We start from the raw sequence: 18348 nt of genomic DNA, 5'->3' as shown, positions 1-18348 counted from the left end.
CAGAGGCCCTGGCAAGGGCCTTCGAAGCGATGTTCGCACCTACCCCGCGAACCGCTTCGTGTCTGTACCGCCCACAAGGTGTGTTTGACGAGGTTGCCGACTGGAACGAAGTTGTCCCGAGGGACGGAAGCGTAATTAGGTAACCCGGCATCACACTGTAGACCGTATAGAGGCCCACGACGCCCGAATGCGCCCGCAGTCCGCCACTACCTGCTCACTTCCCCTCGAGCCCATCGTTCATCCCGTCGCCTACCCCGCCGAATCCGACTTGACCACCTAAGCTTCTGGTCAGCGAGCGCAGGAATTTTCCACCGCAGAACAACTTTTCATAAAGACGCGACGAGGTTTATCTCCATGGCACTGACACGCGAACAGCAAATTGCAGCCCTCGAAAAAGACTGGGCTGAAAACCCGCGCTGGAAAGGCGTGACACGCACTTACTCCGCTGCTGACGTCGTCCGTCTGCGTGGCTCGGTTCAACCTGAGCACACCTTTGCAAAAATGGGCGCCGACAAGCTGTGGAACCTGGTCACCCAGGGTGCCAAGCCGTCCTTCCGTCCTGAGAAAGATTTCGTCAACTGCATGGGCGCTTTGACTGGCGGCCAGGCTGTTCAGCAAGTTAAAGCCGGCATCCAGGCAATCTACCTGTCGGGCTGGCAAGTGGCTGCGGACAACAACTCCGCAGAATCCATGTACCCGGACCAGTCGCTGTACCCGGTGGACTCGGTGCCAACCGTGGTCAAGCGCATCAACAACTCGTTCCGTCGTGCTGACCAGATCCAATGGAAAGCCGGCAAGAACCCGGGCGACGATGGCTACATCGACTACTTCGCGCCAATCGTGGCTGACGCCGAAGCCGGTTTCGGCGGCGTGCTGAACGCCTACGAGCTGATGAAGAGCATGATCGAAGCAGGCGCCGCCGGCGTTCACTTCGAAGACCAACTGGCTTCCGTGAAAAAATGCGGCCACATGGGCGGCAAAGTACTGGTTCCAACTCAAGAAGCCGTACAGAAGCTGACCGCTGCTCGTCTGGCTGCTGACGTTGCCGGTACCCCGACCATCATCCTGGCCCGTACCGACGCTAACGCTGCTGACCTGCTGACTTCCGATTGCGACCCGTACGACCAGCCGTTCGTGACTGGCGAGCGCACTCAGGAAGGTTTCTACAAGGTCCGTGCCGGCCTCGATCAAGCCATCGCTCGCGGCCTGGCCTACGCGCCGTACGCCGACCTGATCTGGTGCGAAACCGCCAAGCCGGATCTGGAAGAAGCCCGTCGCTTTGCCGAAGCGATCAAAAAGGAATACCCGGACCAACTGCTGTCGTACAACTGCTCGCCTTCCTTCAACTGGAAGAAAAACCTCGACGACGCGACCATCGCCAAGTTCCAGCGCGAACTGTCCGCCATGGGTTACAAGCACCAGTTCATCACCCTGGCCGGCATTCACAACATGTGGCACAGCATGTTCAACCTGGCGCACGACTACGCCCGCAACGACATGACTGCCTATGTGAAGCTGCAGGAGCAGGAATTCGCTGACGCCGCCAAGGGTTACACCTTCGTGGCTCACCAGCAGGAAGTGGGCACCGGCTACTTCGACGACATGACCACCGTGATTCAAGGTGGCTCGTCCTCGGTAACCGCACTGACCGGTTCGACCGAAGAAGAACAGTTCCACTGATTCGGCTTCGCTGAGCAAACGGCCTTTGCGGATCGTATAGAAAGCTAACCGCAGAGCCGCAAAACTGACGCCCCGACTGGTTCGGGGCGTTTTTTTTGCCCGAGACAATCTTCCAGACACCACACCCCCCTGTGGGAGCGAGCTTGCTCGCGAAGGCGTCATGTCAGTCACTATCCATGTCGAATGATGAACCGCATTCGCGAGCAAGCTCGCTCCCACAGGAAAAGCGTCAGCCGCGAATCAAAACATTGATCCAGCGCGGTACAACCGTCAGAAAAATCCGCTAAAACGGGCGCCGTCGCTACTTGCAGTAACGTGCAAGTAAGACAACTTCCCAACTGACATCCCGTTAAACAGTTACAAAACACCCGCAAACGATATTAATTATCATTTAGCCACAACTATGTTCGTTACATTCCCTACAAAACATTATTTGCATAAACCCGCCTAATGCCCGCAACGCATGGGCTGCAGGGCATTGGAGATGCGCTATGTCCTTATTCCAATAAATAATTTCGCTATAGGAATTTTACTTGCAGGGTGTTTAGCCATAAAATCAGCGCGATTGATTGCTGCGACATATCGTCACTGCCTATTTCTTTATCAAGCTCAGAGACCTTTGCTCTCTGTTAAGGATTACCAGCATGCCCGAAGCGACAGGACTCATGGCCCACAACTGGGGCTTTGCCATTTTCCTTCTGGGTGTCGTCGGCCTGTGTGCCTTCATGCTTGGCGTCTCCAGCCTCCTCGGGTCAAAAGCCTGGGGCCGCAGCAAAAACGAACCGTTCGAGTCGGGCATGCTACCTACCGGTGGCGCCCGCTTGCGGCTCTCAGCCAAATTCTATCTGGTCGCGATGCTCTTCGTGATCTTCGATATCGAAGCCCTCTTTCTCTTTGCATGGTCTGTGTCCGTCCGCGAAAGCGGCTGGACCGGATTCGTCGAAGCTCTCGTTTTCATAGCAATTCTGTTGGCAGGTCTTGTCTACCTGTTCCGAGTGGGCGCCCTTGACTGGGCTCCGGAAGCTCGTCGCAAGCGGCAGGCGAAGCTGAAACAATGAGGCTTTGGCAATGCAATACAATCTCACCAGGATCGACCCCGATGCTCCTAACGAGCAATATCCGATTGGCGAACGGGAAACCGTTTCCGATCCGTTAGAAGATCAAGTTCACAAAAACATTTTCATGGGCAAGCTGGAAGACGTGCTGAGTGGCGCGGTCAACTGGGGGCGTAAAAACTCCCTGTGGCCGTACAACTTCGGCCTGTCGTGCTGCTACGTGGAAATGACCACCGCCTTCACGGCGCCCCACGACATCGCGCGCTTCGGCGCCGAAGTGATCCGGGCATCGCCGCGTCAGGCCGACTTCATGGTTATCGCCGGTACCTGCTTCATCAAGATGGCGCCGATCATCCAGCGTCTCTACGAGCAAATGCTCGAACCAAAGTGGGTTATCTCCATGGGTTCGTGCGCCAACTCCGGCGGCATGTACGACATCTACTCTGTGGTTCAAGGGGTGGACAAGTTCCTGCCCGTGGACGTCTACGTACCTGGCTGCCCGCCCCGTCCGGAAGCATTTCTGCAAGGCTTGATGCTGCTGCAGGAATCGATTGGACAGGAGCGTCGTCCGCTTTCCTGGGTCGTTGGTGATCAAGGCGTGTATCGCGCCGACATGCCTTCGCAGAAGGAACAGCGCCGCGAACAGCGAATCGCAGTCACCAACCTGCGCAGCCCTGACGAAGTCTGATCCAGATCTGTTCTGAAATAGAAACGAGAAGCTGGCTTCATTCTTTACGTTGACCGAAAGCGAAAAAATAACCATGACTACAGGCAGCGCTCTGTACATCCCGCCTTATAAGGCAGACGACCAGGATGTGGTCGTTGAATTGAACAACCGTTTTGGCCCGGAGGCGTTCACCGCCCAGCCGACCCGCACCGGCATGCCGGTGCTGTGGGTGGCGCGTGCCAGACTCGTCGAAGTCCTGACTTTCCTGCGTAACCTGCCCAAGCCGTACGTCATGCTCTATGACCTGCACGGCGTGGACGAGCGTCTGCGCACCAAGCGTCAAGGGCTGCCATCGGACGCCGAGTTCACCGTGTTCTATCACCTCATGTCGCTCGAGCGTAATAGTGACGTGATGATCAAGGTTGCCTTGTCCGAGAGCGACCTCAGCTTGCCGACCGTCACCAGCATCTGGCCGAACGCCAACTGGTACGAGCGTGAAGTCTGGGACATGTTCGGTATCGACTTCAAAGGCCACCCGCACCTGTCGCGCATCATGATGCCGCCGACCTGGGAAGGTCACCCGCTGCGCAAGGACTTCCCGGCGCGCGCCACCGAATTCGATCCGTACAGCCTCAACCTCGCCAAGCAACAGCTCGAGGAAGAAGCCGCGCGTTTCCGTCCGGAAGACTGGGGCATGAAGCGTTCCGGTCCGAACGAGGACTACATGTTCCTCAACCTCGGCCCGAACCACCCTTCTGCGCACGGTGCGTTCCGCATCATTCTGCAACTGGACGGTGAAGAGATCGTCGACTGCGTGCCGGACATCGGTTACCACCACCGTGGCGCCGAGAAGATGGCCGAGCGTCAGTCCTGGCACAGCTTCATTCCGTACACCGACCGTATCGACTACCTCGGCGGCGTGATGAACAACCTGCCGTACGTGCTCTCGGTCGAGAAGCTGGCCGGCATCAAGGTGCCTGAGAAGGTCGACGTCATCCGCATCATGATGGCCGAGTTCTTCCGGATCACCAGCCACCTGCTGTTCCTCGGGACTTACATCCAGGACGTCGGCGCCATGACTCCGGTGTTCTTCACTTTCACCGACCGCCAGAAGGCGTACACGGTGATTGAAGCCATTACCGGTTTCCGTCTGCACCCGGCGTGGTACCGCATCGGTGGCGTCGCCCACGACCTGCCGCGCGGCTGGGAAAAACTGGTGAAAGACTTCGTTGAATGGCTGCCAAAACGCCTCGACGAATACACCAAGGCTGCCCTGCAGAACAGCATCCTCAAGGGCCGTACCATCGGCGTCGCCCAGTACAACACCAAAGAAGCCCTGGAATGGGGTGTCACCGGTGCTGGCCTGCGTTCGACCGGTTGCGATTTCGACCTGCGTAAAGCGCGTCCGTACTCCGGCTACGAAAACTTCGAGTTCGAAGTACCGCTAGCTGCCAACGGCGATGCCTACGACCGCTGCATGGTTCGCGTCGAAGAGATGCGCCAGAGCATCAAGATCATCGACCAGTGCATGCGCAACATGCCGGAAGGCCCGTACAAGGCGGATCACCCGCTGACCACGCCGCCGCCGAAAGAGCGCACGCTGCAGCACATCGAAACCTTGATCACGCACTTCCTGCAAGTTTCGTGGGGCCCGGTCATGCCGGCCAACGAATCCTTCCAGATGATCGAAGCGACCAAGGGCATCAACAGTTATTACCTGACGAGCGACGGCGGCACCATGAGCTACCGTACCCGGATCCGCACTCCAAGCTTCCCGCATCTGCAACAGATCCCTTCGGTGATCAAAGGCAGCATGGTCGCGGACATGATTGCGTACCTGGGTAGTATCGATTTCGTTATGGCCGACGTGGACCGCTAAGCATGAACAGCACGCTTATCCAGACAGACCGTTTCACCCTCAGTGAAACCGAGCGCTCGGCCATCGAGCACGAGCTGCATCACTACGAAGACCCGCGCGCGGCGTCGATCGAGGCCCTGAAGATCGTTCAGAAAGAACGCGGCTGGGTGCCGGATGGCGCCTTGTACGCGATCGGCGAGATCCTCGGCATCCCGGCCAGCGACGTTGAAGGTGTGGCGACGTTCTACAGCCAGATTTTCCGTCAGCCGGTTGGCCGTCACATCATTCGCGTCTGCGACAGCATGGTCTGCTACATCGGTGGCCACGAGTCGGTGGTCAGCGAAATCCAGAACAATCTGGGCATCGGCCTGGGTCAGACCACCACCGACGGTCGTTTCACCCTGCTGCCTGTCTGCTGCCTCGGCAACTGCGACAAGGCACCGGCGCTGATGATCGACGACGACACCTTTGGTGATGTGCAGCCTGCTGGCGTCGCCAAACTGCTCGAGGGCTACGTATGACCCTGACATCTTTCGGTCCTGCCAACCGCATTCAGCGTTCGGCCGAGACTCACCCGCTGACCTGGCGCCTGCGCGATGACGGCGAAGCCGTGTGGCTCGACGAATACCAGGCCAAGAACGGTTACGCCGCTGCGCGCAAAGCCTTCGCCGACATGGATCAGGACGCCATCGTCCAGACCGTGAAAGACGCCGGCCTCAAAGGTCGCGGCGGTGCAGGCTTCCCCACGGGCGTGAAGTGGGGCCTGATGCCCAAAGACGAATCCATCAACATCCGCTACCTGCTGTGCAACGCGGATGAAATGGAGCCGAACACCTGGAAAGACCGCATGCTGATGGAGCAACTGCCCCATCTGCTGATCGAAGGCATGCTGATCAGTGCCCGCGCGCTGAAAACCTACCGTGGCTACATCTTCCTGCGCGGCGAATATACCACCGCCGCCAAGCACCTCAACCGTGCCGTGGAAGAAGCCAAGGCTGCTGGCCTGCTGGGTAAAAACATTCTCGGCAGCGGCTTCGATTTCGAGCTGTTCGTCCACACCGGCGCCGGGCGTTACATCTGCGGTGAAGAAACCGCGCTGATCAACTCCCTCGAAGGCCGCCGCGCCAACCCGCGCTCCAAGCCGCCCTTCCCTGCCGCTGTCGGCGTGTGGGGCAAGCCGACCTGCGTGAACAACGTCGAAACCCTGTGCAACGTGCCGGCGATCATTGCCGACGGCGTTGACTGGTACAAATCGTTGGCGCGTGAAGGCAGCGAAGACATGGGCACCAAGCTCATGGGCTTCTCCGGCAAGGTCAAAAACCCGGGCCTGTGGGAACTGCCTTTCGGCGTCACCGGTCGCGAGTTGTTCGAAGACTACGCCGGCGGCATGCGCGACGGCTTCAAACTCAAGGCCTGGCAGCCAGGTGGCGCCGGTACCGGTTTCCTCCTGCCAGAACATCTCGACGCACAGATGTACGCCGGCGGCATCGCCAAAGTGGGCACCCGTATGGGTACCGGCCTGGCCATGGCGGTGGACGACAGCGTCAACATGGTCTCTTTGCTGCGCAACATGGAGCAGTTCTTCGCTCGCGAGTCGTGCGGTTTCTGCACCCCGTGCCGCGATGGTTTGCCATGGAGCGTCAAGCTCTTGATGGCCATCGAACAAGGCCGCGGTCAGCCAGGCGACATCGAGACCCTGCTGGGTCTGGTCAACTTCCTCGGCCCGGGCAAGACCTTCTGTGCTCACGCACCGGGTGCCGTGGAACCGTTGGGCAGTGCCATCAAATACTTCCGTCCAGAGTTCGAAGCCGGTATCGCGCCAGTCAGCGCCGCCGTCCCGCCTCTGGCAAGGCCGATCGTAATCGGCGCGTAAACGCTTAAAAAGGCGAAGGGTCCGTGCCCTTCGCCTTTCGTCCGATGACGCCTTTCGGGGCTGACTGGATTCGGACGGATAACAAGATTCCATTAGCCACGCCCGCTGACACCGGGCCAACGAAGACCTTTGAACCATGGCCACTATCCACGTAGACGGCAAAGCGCTCGAAGTCGACGGGGCAGACAACCTGTTACAGGCATGTCTGTCGCTGGGCCTCGACATCCCTTATTTCTGCTGGCACCCCGCGCTTGGTAGCGTCGGGGCTTGCCGCCAGTGCGCGGTCAAGCAGTACACCGACGAGAACGACACCCGTGGTCGCATCGTCATGTCCTGCATGACCCCTGCCACCGACAACACCTGGATCTCCATCGAAGATGAAGAATCCAAGGCGTTCCGCGCCAGTGTTGTTGAATGGCTGATGACCAACCACCCGCACGACTGCCCTGTGTGCGAAGAAGGCGGTCATTGCCACCTGCAAGACATGACCGTGATGACCGGCCACAACGAGCGCCGGTATCGCTTCACCAAACGCACCCACCAGAACCAGCAACTGGGCCCGTTCATTTCTCACGAAATGAACCGCTGCATCGCTTGCTACCGCTGCGTGCGTTTCTACAAGGATTACGCCGGCGGCACCGACCTCGGTGTGTTCGGCGCCCACGACAACGTGTACTTCGGTCGCGTTGAAGACGGCACCCTCGAAAGCGAGTTCTCCGGCAACCTCACCGAGGTCTGCCCGACCGGTGTGTTCACCGACAAGACTCACTCCGAGCGCTACAACCGTAAGTGGGACATGCAGTTCGCGCCGAGCATCTGCCATGGCTGCTCGAGCGGTTGCAACATCTCCCCGGGCGAACGTTACGGCGAACTGCGTCGCATCGAAAACCGTTTCAACGGTTCGGTGAACCAGTACTTCCTGTGCGACCGTGGCCGTTTCGGTTATGGCTACGTCAACCGCACCGACCGTCCTCGTCAGCCGCTGCTGGCCGACGGCACCAAACTCGGTCTGGACGCTGCGCTGGATAAAGCCGCTGATCTGCTGCGCGGGCGCAATATCGTCGGTATCGGTTCGCCGCGCGCCAGCCTCGAAAGCAACTACGCGTTGCGTGAACTGGTTGGCGCCGAGCACTTCTACTCGGGTATCGAAGCCTCCGAGCTGGAACGCATCCGTCTGGTCCTGCAAGTGCTGAAAGACAGCCCGCTGCCAGTGCCAAACATGCGTGACATCGAAGATCACGATGCGATTTTCGTGCTCGGTGAAGACCTGACCCAGACCGCCGCCCGTATGGCGTTGTCGCTGCGTCAATCGGTCAAAGGCAAAGCTGAAGACATGGCCGAAGCCATGCGCGTTCAGCCTTGGCTCGACGCGGCGGTGAAGAACATCGGTCAGCACGCGCTGAACCCGCTGTTCATCGCCAGCCTGGCGGAAACCAAGCTCGACGACGTTGCTGAAGAATGCGTACACGCCGCTCCGGATGATCTGGCACGCATCGGTTTCGCCGTGGCTCACGCTCTGGACGCCAGCGCCCCTGCCGTTGAAGGTCTGGACGCTGAAGCACTGGAACTGGCCAAGCGCATCGCCGACGCCCTGCTCGCGGCAAAACGTCCGCTGATCATCGCTGGTACTTCGCTGGGCTCCAAAGCCTTGATCGAAGCCGCCGCCAACATCGCCAAGGCGCTGAAGCTGCGCGAGAAGAACGGTTCGATCAGCCTGATCGTCCCGGAAGCCAACAGCCTTGGTCTGGCCATGCTCGGTGGCGAATCGGTGGATGCTGCGCTGCAAGCTGTCATCGACGGTAAAGCCGACGCCATCGTTGTGCTGGAAAACGATCTGTACACCCGCACTGCCAAAGAAAAAGTCGATGCCGCACTGAACGCTGCGCAAGTAGTGATCGTTGCTGACCATCAGAAAACCGCTACCAGCGACCGCGCGCACCTGGTTCTGCCAGCGGCGAGCTTCGCTGAAGGCGACGGTACTTTGGTCAGCCAGGAAGGTCGCGCCCAGCGCTTCTTCCAGGTTTTCGACCCGCAATACATGGACGCGAGCATCCTGGTTCACGAAGGCTGGCGCTGGCTGCACGCCCTGCGCGCGACCCTGTTGAACCAGCCGATCGACTGGACGCAACTCGACCACGTGACTGCTGCCGTTGCTTCGAGCACCGAGCAACTGGCGCGTATCGTCGACGCTGCACCGTCCGCCGCGTTCCGCATCAAGGGTCTGAAACTGGCGCGTGAGCCGCTGCGTTACTCCGGTCGCACCGCGATGCGCGCCGACATCAGCGTTCATGAACCGCGCACCCCGCAAGACAAAGACACCGCGTTTGCCTTCTCCATGGAAGGTTACTCGGGCTCTGCCGAACCGCGTCAGCAGGTGCCGTTCGCCTGGTCGCCGGGCTGGAACTCGCCACAAGCGTGGAACAAGTTCCAGGACGAAGTCGGTGGTCACATTCGCGCTGGCGACCCGGGCACCCGCCTGATCGAAAGCACCGGTGATTCGCTGAACTGGTTCGCTGCAGCGCCACGCGCGTTCAACCCGGCGCCGGGTACCTGGCAAGCCGTGCCGTTCTTCCACCTGTTCGGCAGCGAAGAAAACTCTTCGAAAGCCGCCCCGGTTCAAGAGCGCATTCCGGCTCCATACGTGGCACTGGCCAAGTCGGAAGCGGATCGTCTGGGCGTCAACGACGGTGCCCTGCTGAGCCTGAACGTGGCCGGTCAGACCCTGCGTCTGCCGCTGCGCATCAATGAAGAACTGGGCGCCGGTCTGGTGGCATTGCCTGCGGGCATCGCCGGCATTCCACCGGCATTCGCCGGCGTATCCGTCGACGGTCTGCAGGAGGCAGCGCAATGACCTGGTTCACCCCTGAAGTGATCGATGTGATCCTCTCGGTCGTCAAAGCCATCGTGATTCTGCTGGCCGTTGTGGTTGCAGGCGCGTTGCTCAGCTTTGTCGAACGTCGCCTGCTGGGCTGGTGGCAGGACCGTTACGGTCCGAACCGCGTTGGCCCGTTCGGTATGTTCCAGATCGCCGCCGACATGCTGAAGATGTTCTTCAAGGAAGACTGGACCCCGCCGTTTGCCGACAAGGTGATCTTCACCCTGGCACCGGTGGTGGCCATGTCCGCCCTGCTGATCGCCTTCGCGATCATCCCGATCACCCCGACCTGGGGCGTCGCGGATCTGAACATCGGCCTGCTGTTCTTCTTCGCCATGGCCGGTCTGTCGGTCTACGCGGTGCTGTTCGCCGGCTGGTCGAGTAACAACAAGTTCGCCCTGCTCGGCAGCTTGCGTGCGTCGGCGCAGACCGTGTCCTACGAAGTGTTCATGGGCCTGGCCCTGATGGGCATCGTGGTCCAGGTCGGCTCGTTCAACATGCGCGACATCGTCGAGTACCAGGCGCAGAACCTGTGGTTCATCATTCCGCAGTTCTTCGGCTTCTGTACCTTCTTCATCGCTGGCGTCGCCGTGACTCACCGTCACCCGTTCGACCAGCCGGAAGCGGAACAGGAACTGGCCGACGGTTACCACATTGAATACGCCGGTATGAAATGGGGCATGTTCTTCGTCGGTGAATACATCGGCATCATCCTGATCTCGGCGCTGCTGGTCACCCTGTTCTTCGGTGGCTGGCACGGTCCGTTCGGCATCTTGCCGCAACTGGCGTTCGTCTGGTTCGCACTGAAGACCGCGTTCTTCATCATGCTGTTCATCCTGCTGCGCGCTTCCATTCCGCGTCCGCGTTATGACCAAGTGATGGATTTCAGCTGGAAATTCTGCCTGCCACTGACCCTGATCAATTTGCTGGTGACCGCTGCGGTCGTGTTGTGGAACACGCCTGCAGTCGCGGTTCAGTGAGGATTTGACCCATGTTCAAATATATTGGCGACATCGTTAAGGGTACTGGTACCCAGTTGCGCAGCCTGGTCATGGTCTTCGGCCATGGCTTTCGCAAACGCGACACCCTGCAATACCCGGAAGAAGCGGTCTACCTGCCACCACGCTACCGTGGTCGCATCGTCCTGACCCGCGACCCCGATGGCGAAGAGCGTTGCGTTGCCTGCAACCTCTGCGCTGTGGCTTGCCCGGTGGGTTGCATCTCGCTGCAGAAAGCGGAAACCGAAGACGGTCGCTGGTACCCGGACTTCTTCCGTATCAACTTCTCGCGCTGCATTTTCTGCGGTCTCTGCGAGGAAGCCTGTCCGACCACCGCGATCCAGCTAACTCCGGATTTCGAGATGGCCGAGTTCAAACGTCAGGACCTGGTGTACGAGAAAGAAGATCTGTTGATCTCCGGCCCCGGCAAAAACCCTGATTACAACTTCTATCGTGTTGCAGGTATGGCAATCGCTGGCAAGCCGAAAGGCTCCGCGCAGAACGAAGCCGAACCGATCAACGTGAAGAGCTTGCTGCCTTAAGGAAGAACGATGGAATTCGCTTTCTATTTCGCATCGGGTATCGCTGTTGTGTCCACGCTTCGCGTAGTCACCAACACCAACCCTGTGCACGCCCTGCTCTACCTGATCATCTCGTTGATCGCCGTGGCCATGACCTTCTTCGCACTCGGCGCGCCGTTCGCCGGCGTGCTGGAAGTGATCGCCTACGCCGGCGCCATCATGGTGCTGTTCGTGTTCGTGGTGATGATGCTGAACCTCGGCCCGGCCTCGGTTCAGCAAGAACGCGTCTGGCTCAAGCCCGGCATCTGGGCCGGTCCGGTGATTCTCGCCGCCTTGCTGCTGGCCGAACTGCTGTATGTGCTGTTCGCTCACCAGAGCGGCCAGGCCATCGGCCACACCACCGTAGACGCGAAAGCCGTGGGCATCAGCCTGTTCGGCCCGTACCTGCTGGTGGTCGAACTCGCCTCGATGCTGCTGCTTGCCGCAGCCGTCACGGCGTTCCATTTGGGCCGTAACGAGGCGAAGGAGTAAGACATGCCTGCTATCCCTCTCGAACATGGTCTGGCAGTTGCCGGCATCCTGTTCTGCCTTGGTCTGGTCGGCCTGATGGTCCGCCGCAACATTTTGTTCGTGTTGATGAGTCTGGAAGTGATGATGAACGCCTCGGCACTGGCGTTCATTGTTGCTGGCGCCCGTTGGGGCCAGCCGGATGGACAGATCATGTTCATCCTGGTGATCAGCCTTGCAGCCGCCGAGGCCAGTATTGGTCTGGCGATCCTGCTGCAACTGTATCGCCGCTTCCACACGCTCGATATCGACGCTGCCAGTGAGATGCGCGGATGAATCTTATCTTTCTGACTTTCGTATTCCCTCTGATCGGTTTCCTGCTGCTGTCGTTCTCCCGTGGACGCTGGTCGGAAAACCTCTCGGCACTGATCGGCGTGGGTTCCATTGGCTTGTCGGCGATCGTCGCCGCCTACGTCATCTGGCAATTCAACGTCGCACCTCCCGAAGGCGGTCACTACACCCTGGTGCTGTGGAAGTGGATGGCGGTCGAAGGCTTCAAGCCTGACTTCGCCCTCTACGTCGACGGCCTGTCGATCACCATGCTCGGCGTGGTCGTTGGCGTCGGTTTCCTGATCCACCTGTTCGCATCCTGGTACATGCGCGGCGAAGCGGGCTACTCGCGCTTCTTCTCGTACACCAACCTGTTTATCGCCAGCATGCTGTTCCTGGTACTCGGCGATAACCTGTTGTTCCTGTACTTCGGCTGGGAAGGCGTGGGCCTGTGCTCGTACCTGTTGATCGGTTTCTACTACAGCAACCGCAACAACGGTAACGCCGCACTCAAGGCCTTCATCGTGACCCGGATCGGCGACGTGTTCATGGCCATCGGCCTGTTCATCCTGTTCCAGCAAGTGGGCACGCTGAACATCCAGGAACTGCTGGTGCTGGCACCGCAGAAATTCCAGGTCGGTGACTTCTGGATCACCCTGGCGACCCTGATGCTGCTGGGTGGCGCTGTAGGTAAATCGGCACAACTGCCGCTGCAAACCTGGCTCGCGGACGCGATGGCTGGCCCGACTCCGGTTTCGGCACTGATCCACGCCGCGACGATGGTTACTGCCGGTGTCTACCTGATCGCCCGTACCCACGGTCTGTTCACCCTGGCGCCGGAAATCCTGCACCTGGTCGGCATCGTCGGTGGTGTGACGCTGGTTCTCGCAGGTTTCGCCGCACTGGTACAGACCGACATCAAACGTATCCTCGCCTACTCGACCATGAGCCAGATCGGCTACATGTTCCTGGCGCTGGGCGTTGGTGCATGGGATGGCGCGATTTTCCACCTGATGACCCACGCCTTCTTCAAGGCCCTGCTGTTCCTTGCTTCCGGTGCGGTGATCGTTGCCTGCCACCACGAGCAGAACATCTTCAAGATGGGCGGTCTGTGGAAAAAACTGCCACTGGCCTATGCCAGCTTCATCGTTGGTGGTGCCGCCCTGGCCGCTCTGCCACTGGTCACCGCAGGCTTCTACTCCAAGGACGAAATTCTTTGGGAAGCGTTCGCCAGCGGCAACCACGGTCTGCTCTACGCAGGTCTGGTCGGCGCGTTCATGACGTCGCTGTACACCTTCCGCCTGATCTTCATCACGTTCCACGGTGAAGCCAAGACCGAAGCCCACGCTGGTCACGGCATCTCGCACTGGCTGCCACTGTCGGTGCTGATCGTACTGTCGACTTTCGTCGGCGCGATGATCGTGCCACCGCTGCACGGCGTACTGCCAGAAAGCGTTGGTCATGCCGGTGGCGAAGCCAAGCACAGTCTTGAAATTGCTTCGGGCGCCATTGCCCTGGCCGGTATCCTGCTGGCAGCGCTGCTGTTCCTCGGCAAGCGTCGCTTCGTCACGGCCATCGCCAATAGCGGCATCGGCCGTTTCCTTTCGGCCTGGTGGTTCGCTGCCTGGGGCTTCGACTGGATCTACGACAAACTGTTCGTCAAGCCTTACCTGGCGATCAGCCACGTACTGCGCAAAGACCCGCTCGACCAGACCATCGGTCTGATCCCGCGTATGGCCAAGGGTGGTCACACTGCCCTGAGCCGCACCGAGACCGGTCAACTGCGTTGGTACGCTGCTTCGATGGCTGCTGGTGCCGTGCTGGTCATTGGCGCCATCGTGCTGGTAGCGGTCTGATATGAACCTTGCGAATTTGCGAAAGGAAACGAGCCCGTCATGATTCTGCCTTGGCTAATCCTGATCCCCTTCATCGGCGGCCTGCTGTGCTGGATGGGTGAGCGCTTCGGCGCTACCCTGCCCCGCTGGATTGCGCTGTTGACCATGACCCTGGAACTCGCCCTCGGCCTCTGGCTGTGGGCCCACGGTGACTATTCATTTGCGCCGGCGCCTGGCGCCGATCCGACCTGGGCGCTTGAGTTCAAGCATGTCTGGATCCAGCGCTTCGGCATCAACGTGCACCTGGCCCTCGACGGCCTGTCGCTGTTGATGATCCTGCTGACCGGTCTGCTGGGTATCCTCTCGGTACTCTGCTCGTGGAAAGAGATTCAACGTCACGTTGGCTTCTTCCACCTGAACCTGATGTGGATCCTGGGCGGCGTTGTCGGCGTGTTCCTCGCCCTCGACCTGTTCATGTTCTTCTTCTTCTGGGAAATGATGCTGGTGCCGATGTACTTCCTCATCGCGCTCTGGGGTCACAGTTCTTCGGACGGCAAGAAAACCCGGATCTACGCAGCGACCAAGTTCTTCATCTTCACTCAGGCGTCCGGCCTGATCATGCTGGTGGCGATCCTCGGTCTGGTGCTGGTCAACTTCAACAACACCGGCGTGATTACTTTCAACTACGCCGACCTGTTGAAAACCAAGATGTCGATGACCACCGAGTACATCCTGATGCTCGGCTTCTTCATCGCCTTCGCGGTCAAGCTGCCGGTCGTACCGTTCCACTCGTGGTTGCCTGATGCCCACGCCCAGGCGCCGACTGCCGGTTCCGTCGACCTCGCCGGTATCTTGCTGAAAACCGCTGCCTACGGTCTGCTGCGTTTCGCCCTGCCGCTGTTCCCGAATGCTTCGGCCGAGTTTGCGCCGATCGCCATGACCCTCGGTCTGATCGGGATCTTCTACGGTGCGTTCCTCGCTTTCGCACAAACCGACATCAAGCGTCTGATCGCCTTCTCTTCCGTTTCCCACATGGGCTTCGTGTTGATCGGCATCTACTCCGGCAGCCAACTGGCGCTGCAAGGTGCAGTGATCCAGATGCTCGCGCACGGTGTTTCGGCAGCCGCACTGTTTATCCTCAGCGGTCAGTTGTACGAGCGTCTGCACACTCGTGACATGCGTGAGATGGGCGGTCTGTGGTCGCGTATCGCTTACCTGCCGGCGATCAGCCTGTTCTTCGCAGCCGCATCCCTGGGCTTGCCGGGTACCGGTAACTTTGTCGGTGAGTTCCTGATCCTGATCGGCTCCTTCGCAAGCTGGCCGTGGATCACTGCAATTGCCACCTCCGGTCTGGTGTTCGGTTCGGTCTACTCGCTGATCATGATCCACCGTGCCTACTTCGGTCCGTCGAAATCGGATTCGATCCTGCACGGTATGGACGCTCGCGAACTGATCATGGTGCTGGGCCTTGCGGTGCTGCTGGTTTACCTCGGCGTCTACCCGCAACCGTTCCTCGACACCTCTGCCGCCACGATGCATGGCGTGCAGCAGTGGCTCGGCACCGCCTTCACTCAACTCGCTTCGGCCCGGTAAGAGCGCTATGGAATTCACGATTCAACACTTTATTGCGCTTGCGCCACTGTTGATCACCAGCCTCACCATTATCGTGGTGATGCTGGCAATCGCCTGGCGCCGCAACCACTCGCAGACCTTCCTGATCTCGGTCGCCGGTCTGAACCTGGCCTTGCTGTCGATTCTGCCAGCCCTGAAAGTCGCGCCTCTGGCCGTGACCCCATTGCTGCAAATCGACACCTTCGCTTGCCTGTACATGGCGCTGATCCTGGTCGCCACCCTCGCCTGTGTGACCCTCGCCCACGCCTACTTGGGTGATGGCGGTTCGGGTTACCCGGGCAACCGTGAAGAACTGTACCTGCTGATCCTGATGGCCGCCGCCGGTGGTCTGGTTCTGGTCAGCGCGCAGCACCTGGCCGGTTTGTTCATCGGTCTGGAACTGTTGTCGGTACCGGTTTACGGTCTGGTGGCCTACGCCTTCTTCAACAAGCGTTCGCTGGAAGCCGGCATCAAATACATGGTGCTGTCGGCTGCCGGTTCCGCGTTCCTCTTGTTCGGTATGGCGCTGCTGTACGCAGACTCGGGTTCGCTGAGCTTCGTCGGTATCGGTCAGGCTCTGGCTGCGACTGGCCTGCCTAGCTCGCTGGCACAACTAGGCCTGGGCATGATGCTGATCGGCCTGGCGTTCAAGCTGTCGCTGGTGCCGTTCCACCTGTGGACGCCGGACGTCTACGAAGGTGCTCCGGCACCGGTCGCCGCGTTCCTCGCGACTGCGTCGAAGGTTGCGGTGTTTGCGGTGATGGTGCGTCTATTCCAGATCTCCCCTGCTGCCAGCAGCGGCGTCCTGAGCGACGTGCTGACCGTCATCGCGATCGCCTCGATCCTGTTCGGTAACCTGCTGGCCCTGACCCAGAGCAACCTCAAGCGTCTGCTCGGTTACTCGTCCATCGCGCACTTCGGCTACCTGCTGATCGCACTGGTGGCAAGCAAGGGTCTGGCGGTGGAAGCCATCGGCGTGTACCTGGTCACCTACGTGATCACCAGCCTCGGCGCGTTCGGCGTAATCACCCTGATGTCCTCGCCGTACAACGGCCGTGACGCGGATGCCCTGTACGAGTATCGCGGCCTGTTCTGGCGCCGTCCGTACCTGACTGCTGTTCTGACCGTGATGATGCTGTCGCTGGCAGGCATCCCGCTGACTGCTGGCTTCATCGGCAAGTTCTACATCATCGCTACCGGTGTCGAGTCGCACCAATGGTGGCTGGTCGGTTCGCTGGTGCTGGGCAGCGCCATCGGCGTCTTCTACTACCTGCGCGTGATGGTCACCCTGTACCTGATCGAGCCAAACCTGCGTCGCCACGACGCCCAGCTGCACTGGGAACAGAAGGCAGGCGGCGTGATGCTGCTGGCCATCGCCCTGGTCGCGTTCTTCCTGGGTGTGTACCCGCAGCCATTGCTGACTCTGGTTCAGCAGGCGGGTCTGGCGGGCTGATTGCTCCGTCGCTTTTAGCTACAAATAGAAACGGCACCTTCGGGTGCCGTTTTTGTTTTTGCGGGCAAGCCCGGCTCCCACAGGTTTCGATGGTGTTCACAAAGTCTGTAACCACCCTGGATCACTTTGGGAGCGAGCCTGCTCGCGAAGGCGTCGGCACATTCAACCTCTTCTTCGCCCGACACCCCACCGCTATCACCATTCGGCGTTGGGCACTGCTTGCGGGACTGTTCCGACACAGCAACTGCGAAGCGTCTTCATAGATCAATCGAACGTTCTCACCAAACGCGGCGATTCGTCCTACAGGTGTTTTTACGAGCGGCGTCTACCGTTGAAAAAGGGACGAAAAGCAAGGCCAGGAGGCCTTGACCGATTCGATTATCGAGACAACACTATACGTAGGTAGCGTACAGAACATGGATGCTCTATTTATCGAATTGCCTGTATTTCAGAAGCACCGAGACGACTATCTGGATGACGATCTGTTTCGCAGCTTTCAACTGGAGTTGCTGAAAAATCCGGAAGCGGGCGATCTCATCGAGGACACAGGCGGGCTTCGTAAAATTCGCTTTGGCGACCAACGAAGAGGGAAAGGTAAGCGCAGCGGATTACGAGTGATTTATTACTGGTGGTCAGGCTTCGATCAGTTCTGGCTCTTTACCGTCTACAACAAAAACGAGCAGGACGATTTGACGCCTGCCCAGAAAAAACTTTTCAGAAAAACGCTGGATAGAGAACTCAACGCGAGAACCCACTATGAAACGTGACATTTTTTCCGAACTGATGGATGGACTGGAAGCACTGGCAGATGAACGCCAAGGCAAAATCACCTTGCGTACCCACAAAGTTCAACTGCCAAAACTGATGCCGATCACTGCTGAAGAAGTGATAGCCATCCGTCAGCAACTTAATCTTTCCCGGTCAGTATTCGCGATGTATCTACGCACCAACACGCGAACGCTCGAAAACTGGGAGCAAGGACGAGCAACGCCCAATGCTCAGGCCACAACCCTGATCCGTCTGGTCGAGCGTTTTCCACAGACAATCGAACAACTCGCAGCCCTGACCTGACACTGGGTTCTAAT

General features: G+C 59.3%; 16 protein-coding genes. All 16 read left to right on the top strand.

From position 1 onward, the window contains the following. The first annotated feature begins 354 nt into the window (after positions 1–354). Positions 355–1680, top strand: coding sequence for an isocitrate lyase (aceA, locus tag AC0ZWN_RS15215; protein ID WP_102899358.1), 1326 nt, complete (start codon positions 355–357; stop codon positions 1678–1680). A 644-nt stretch (positions 1681–2324) separates the two neighbouring features. Next, positions 2325–2738: an NADH-quinone oxidoreductase subunit A gene (locus tag AC0ZWN_RS15210; protein ID WP_003223812.1), complete on the top strand. Its 414-nt coding sequence runs from the start codon at positions 2325–2327 to the stop codon at positions 2736–2738. A gap of 10 nt (positions 2739–2748) precedes the next feature. Further along, a complete protein-coding gene (locus AC0ZWN_RS15205; RefSeq protein WP_003223809.1) occupies positions 2749–3423 on the top strand; it encodes a NuoB/complex I 20 kDa subunit family protein in 675 nt (224 codons plus the stop codon). Positions 3424–3496: 73 nt separating this feature from the next. After that, the gene (gene nuoC / locus AC0ZWN_RS15200; RefSeq protein WP_093434270.1) at positions 3497–5281 is read left to right on the top strand and encodes an NADH-quinone oxidoreductase subunit C/D; all 1785 of its coding nucleotides are present in this window, start codon (positions 3497–3499) and stop codon (positions 5279–5281) included. Positions 5282–5283: 2 nt separating this feature from the next. Continuing rightward, the gene (nuoE, locus tag AC0ZWN_RS15195; RefSeq protein ID WP_007920186.1) at positions 5284–5781 is read left to right on the top strand and encodes an NADH-quinone oxidoreductase subunit NuoE; all 498 of its coding nucleotides are present in this window, start codon (positions 5284–5286) and stop codon (positions 5779–5781) included. After that, positions 5778–7133 carry an NADH-quinone oxidoreductase subunit NuoF gene (gene nuoF / locus AC0ZWN_RS15190; RefSeq protein ID WP_007920184.1) on the top strand — a complete coding sequence of 452 codons (1356 nt, stop codon included), beginning with the start codon at positions 5778–5780 and terminating at the stop codon, positions 7131–7133. Before nuoE ends, nuoF begins: the two co-directional genes overlap by 4 nt. A gap of 136 nt (positions 7134–7269) precedes the next feature. After that, positions 7270–9984, top strand: coding sequence for an NADH-quinone oxidoreductase subunit NuoG (gene nuoG / locus AC0ZWN_RS15185; protein ID WP_476335599.1), 2715 nt, complete (start codon positions 7270–7272; stop codon positions 9982–9984). Next, positions 9981–10988, top strand: a complete 1008-nt coding sequence (gene nuoH, locus AC0ZWN_RS15180) for an NADH-quinone oxidoreductase subunit NuoH (protein WP_007920179.1) — start codon at positions 9981–9983, stop codon at positions 10986–10988. The genes nuoG and nuoH overlap by 4 nt, the downstream gene beginning before the upstream one ends. An 11-nt stretch (positions 10989–10999) precedes the next feature. After that, positions 11000–11548, top strand: coding sequence for an NADH-quinone oxidoreductase subunit NuoI (gene nuoI, locus AC0ZWN_RS15175; RefSeq protein ID WP_007920177.1), 549 nt, complete (start codon positions 11000–11002; stop codon positions 11546–11548). A gap of 9 nt (positions 11549–11557) precedes the next feature. After that, positions 11558–12058, top strand: a complete 501-nt coding sequence (gene nuoJ, locus AC0ZWN_RS15170) for an NADH-quinone oxidoreductase subunit J (protein ID WP_007920176.1) — start codon at positions 11558–11560, stop codon at positions 12056–12058. A 3-nt stretch (positions 12059–12061) separates the two neighbouring features. After that, positions 12062–12370 (top strand): NADH-quinone oxidoreductase subunit NuoK, encoded by a 309-nt coding sequence (nuoK, locus tag AC0ZWN_RS15165; RefSeq protein ID WP_003223790.1) that lies wholly within the window; start codon positions 12062–12064, stop codon positions 12368–12370. Next, positions 12367–14220 carry an NADH-quinone oxidoreductase subunit L gene (gene nuoL, locus AC0ZWN_RS15160; protein WP_007920175.1) on the top strand — a complete coding sequence of 618 codons (1854 nt, stop codon included), beginning with the start codon at positions 12367–12369 and terminating at the stop codon, positions 14218–14220. Before nuoK ends, nuoL begins: the two co-directional genes overlap by 4 nt. Positions 14221–14259: 39 nt before the next feature. Further along, positions 14260–15792 carry an NADH-quinone oxidoreductase subunit M gene (gene nuoM, locus AC0ZWN_RS15155; RefSeq protein WP_016986254.1) on the top strand — a complete coding sequence of 511 codons (1533 nt, stop codon included), beginning with the start codon at positions 14260–14262 and terminating at the stop codon, positions 15790–15792. Positions 15793–15799: 7 nt separating this feature from the next. Further along, a complete protein-coding gene (gene nuoN / locus AC0ZWN_RS15150; RefSeq protein ID WP_007920173.1) occupies positions 15800–17263 on the top strand; it encodes an NADH-quinone oxidoreductase subunit NuoN in 1464 nt (487 codons plus the stop codon). Between the two features lie 416 nt (positions 17264–17679). Beyond that, complete coding sequence (locus tag AC0ZWN_RS15145) at positions 17680–18030, top strand: type II toxin-antitoxin system RelE/ParE family toxin (protein WP_093434372.1); 351 nt, start codon at positions 17680–17682, stop codon at positions 18028–18030. Beyond that, a complete protein-coding gene (locus AC0ZWN_RS15140) occupies positions 18020–18334 on the top strand; it encodes a helix-turn-helix domain-containing protein (RefSeq protein ID WP_027614657.1) in 315 nt (104 codons plus the stop codon). Before AC0ZWN_RS15145 ends, AC0ZWN_RS15140 begins: the two co-directional genes overlap by 11 nt. Positions 18335–18348 lie beyond the last annotated feature (14 nt).

Source organism: Pseudomonas sp. 3B-A001-10F, from assembly GCF_056313565.1.
This window is presented reverse-complemented; position numbering and strand designations above follow the sequence as displayed.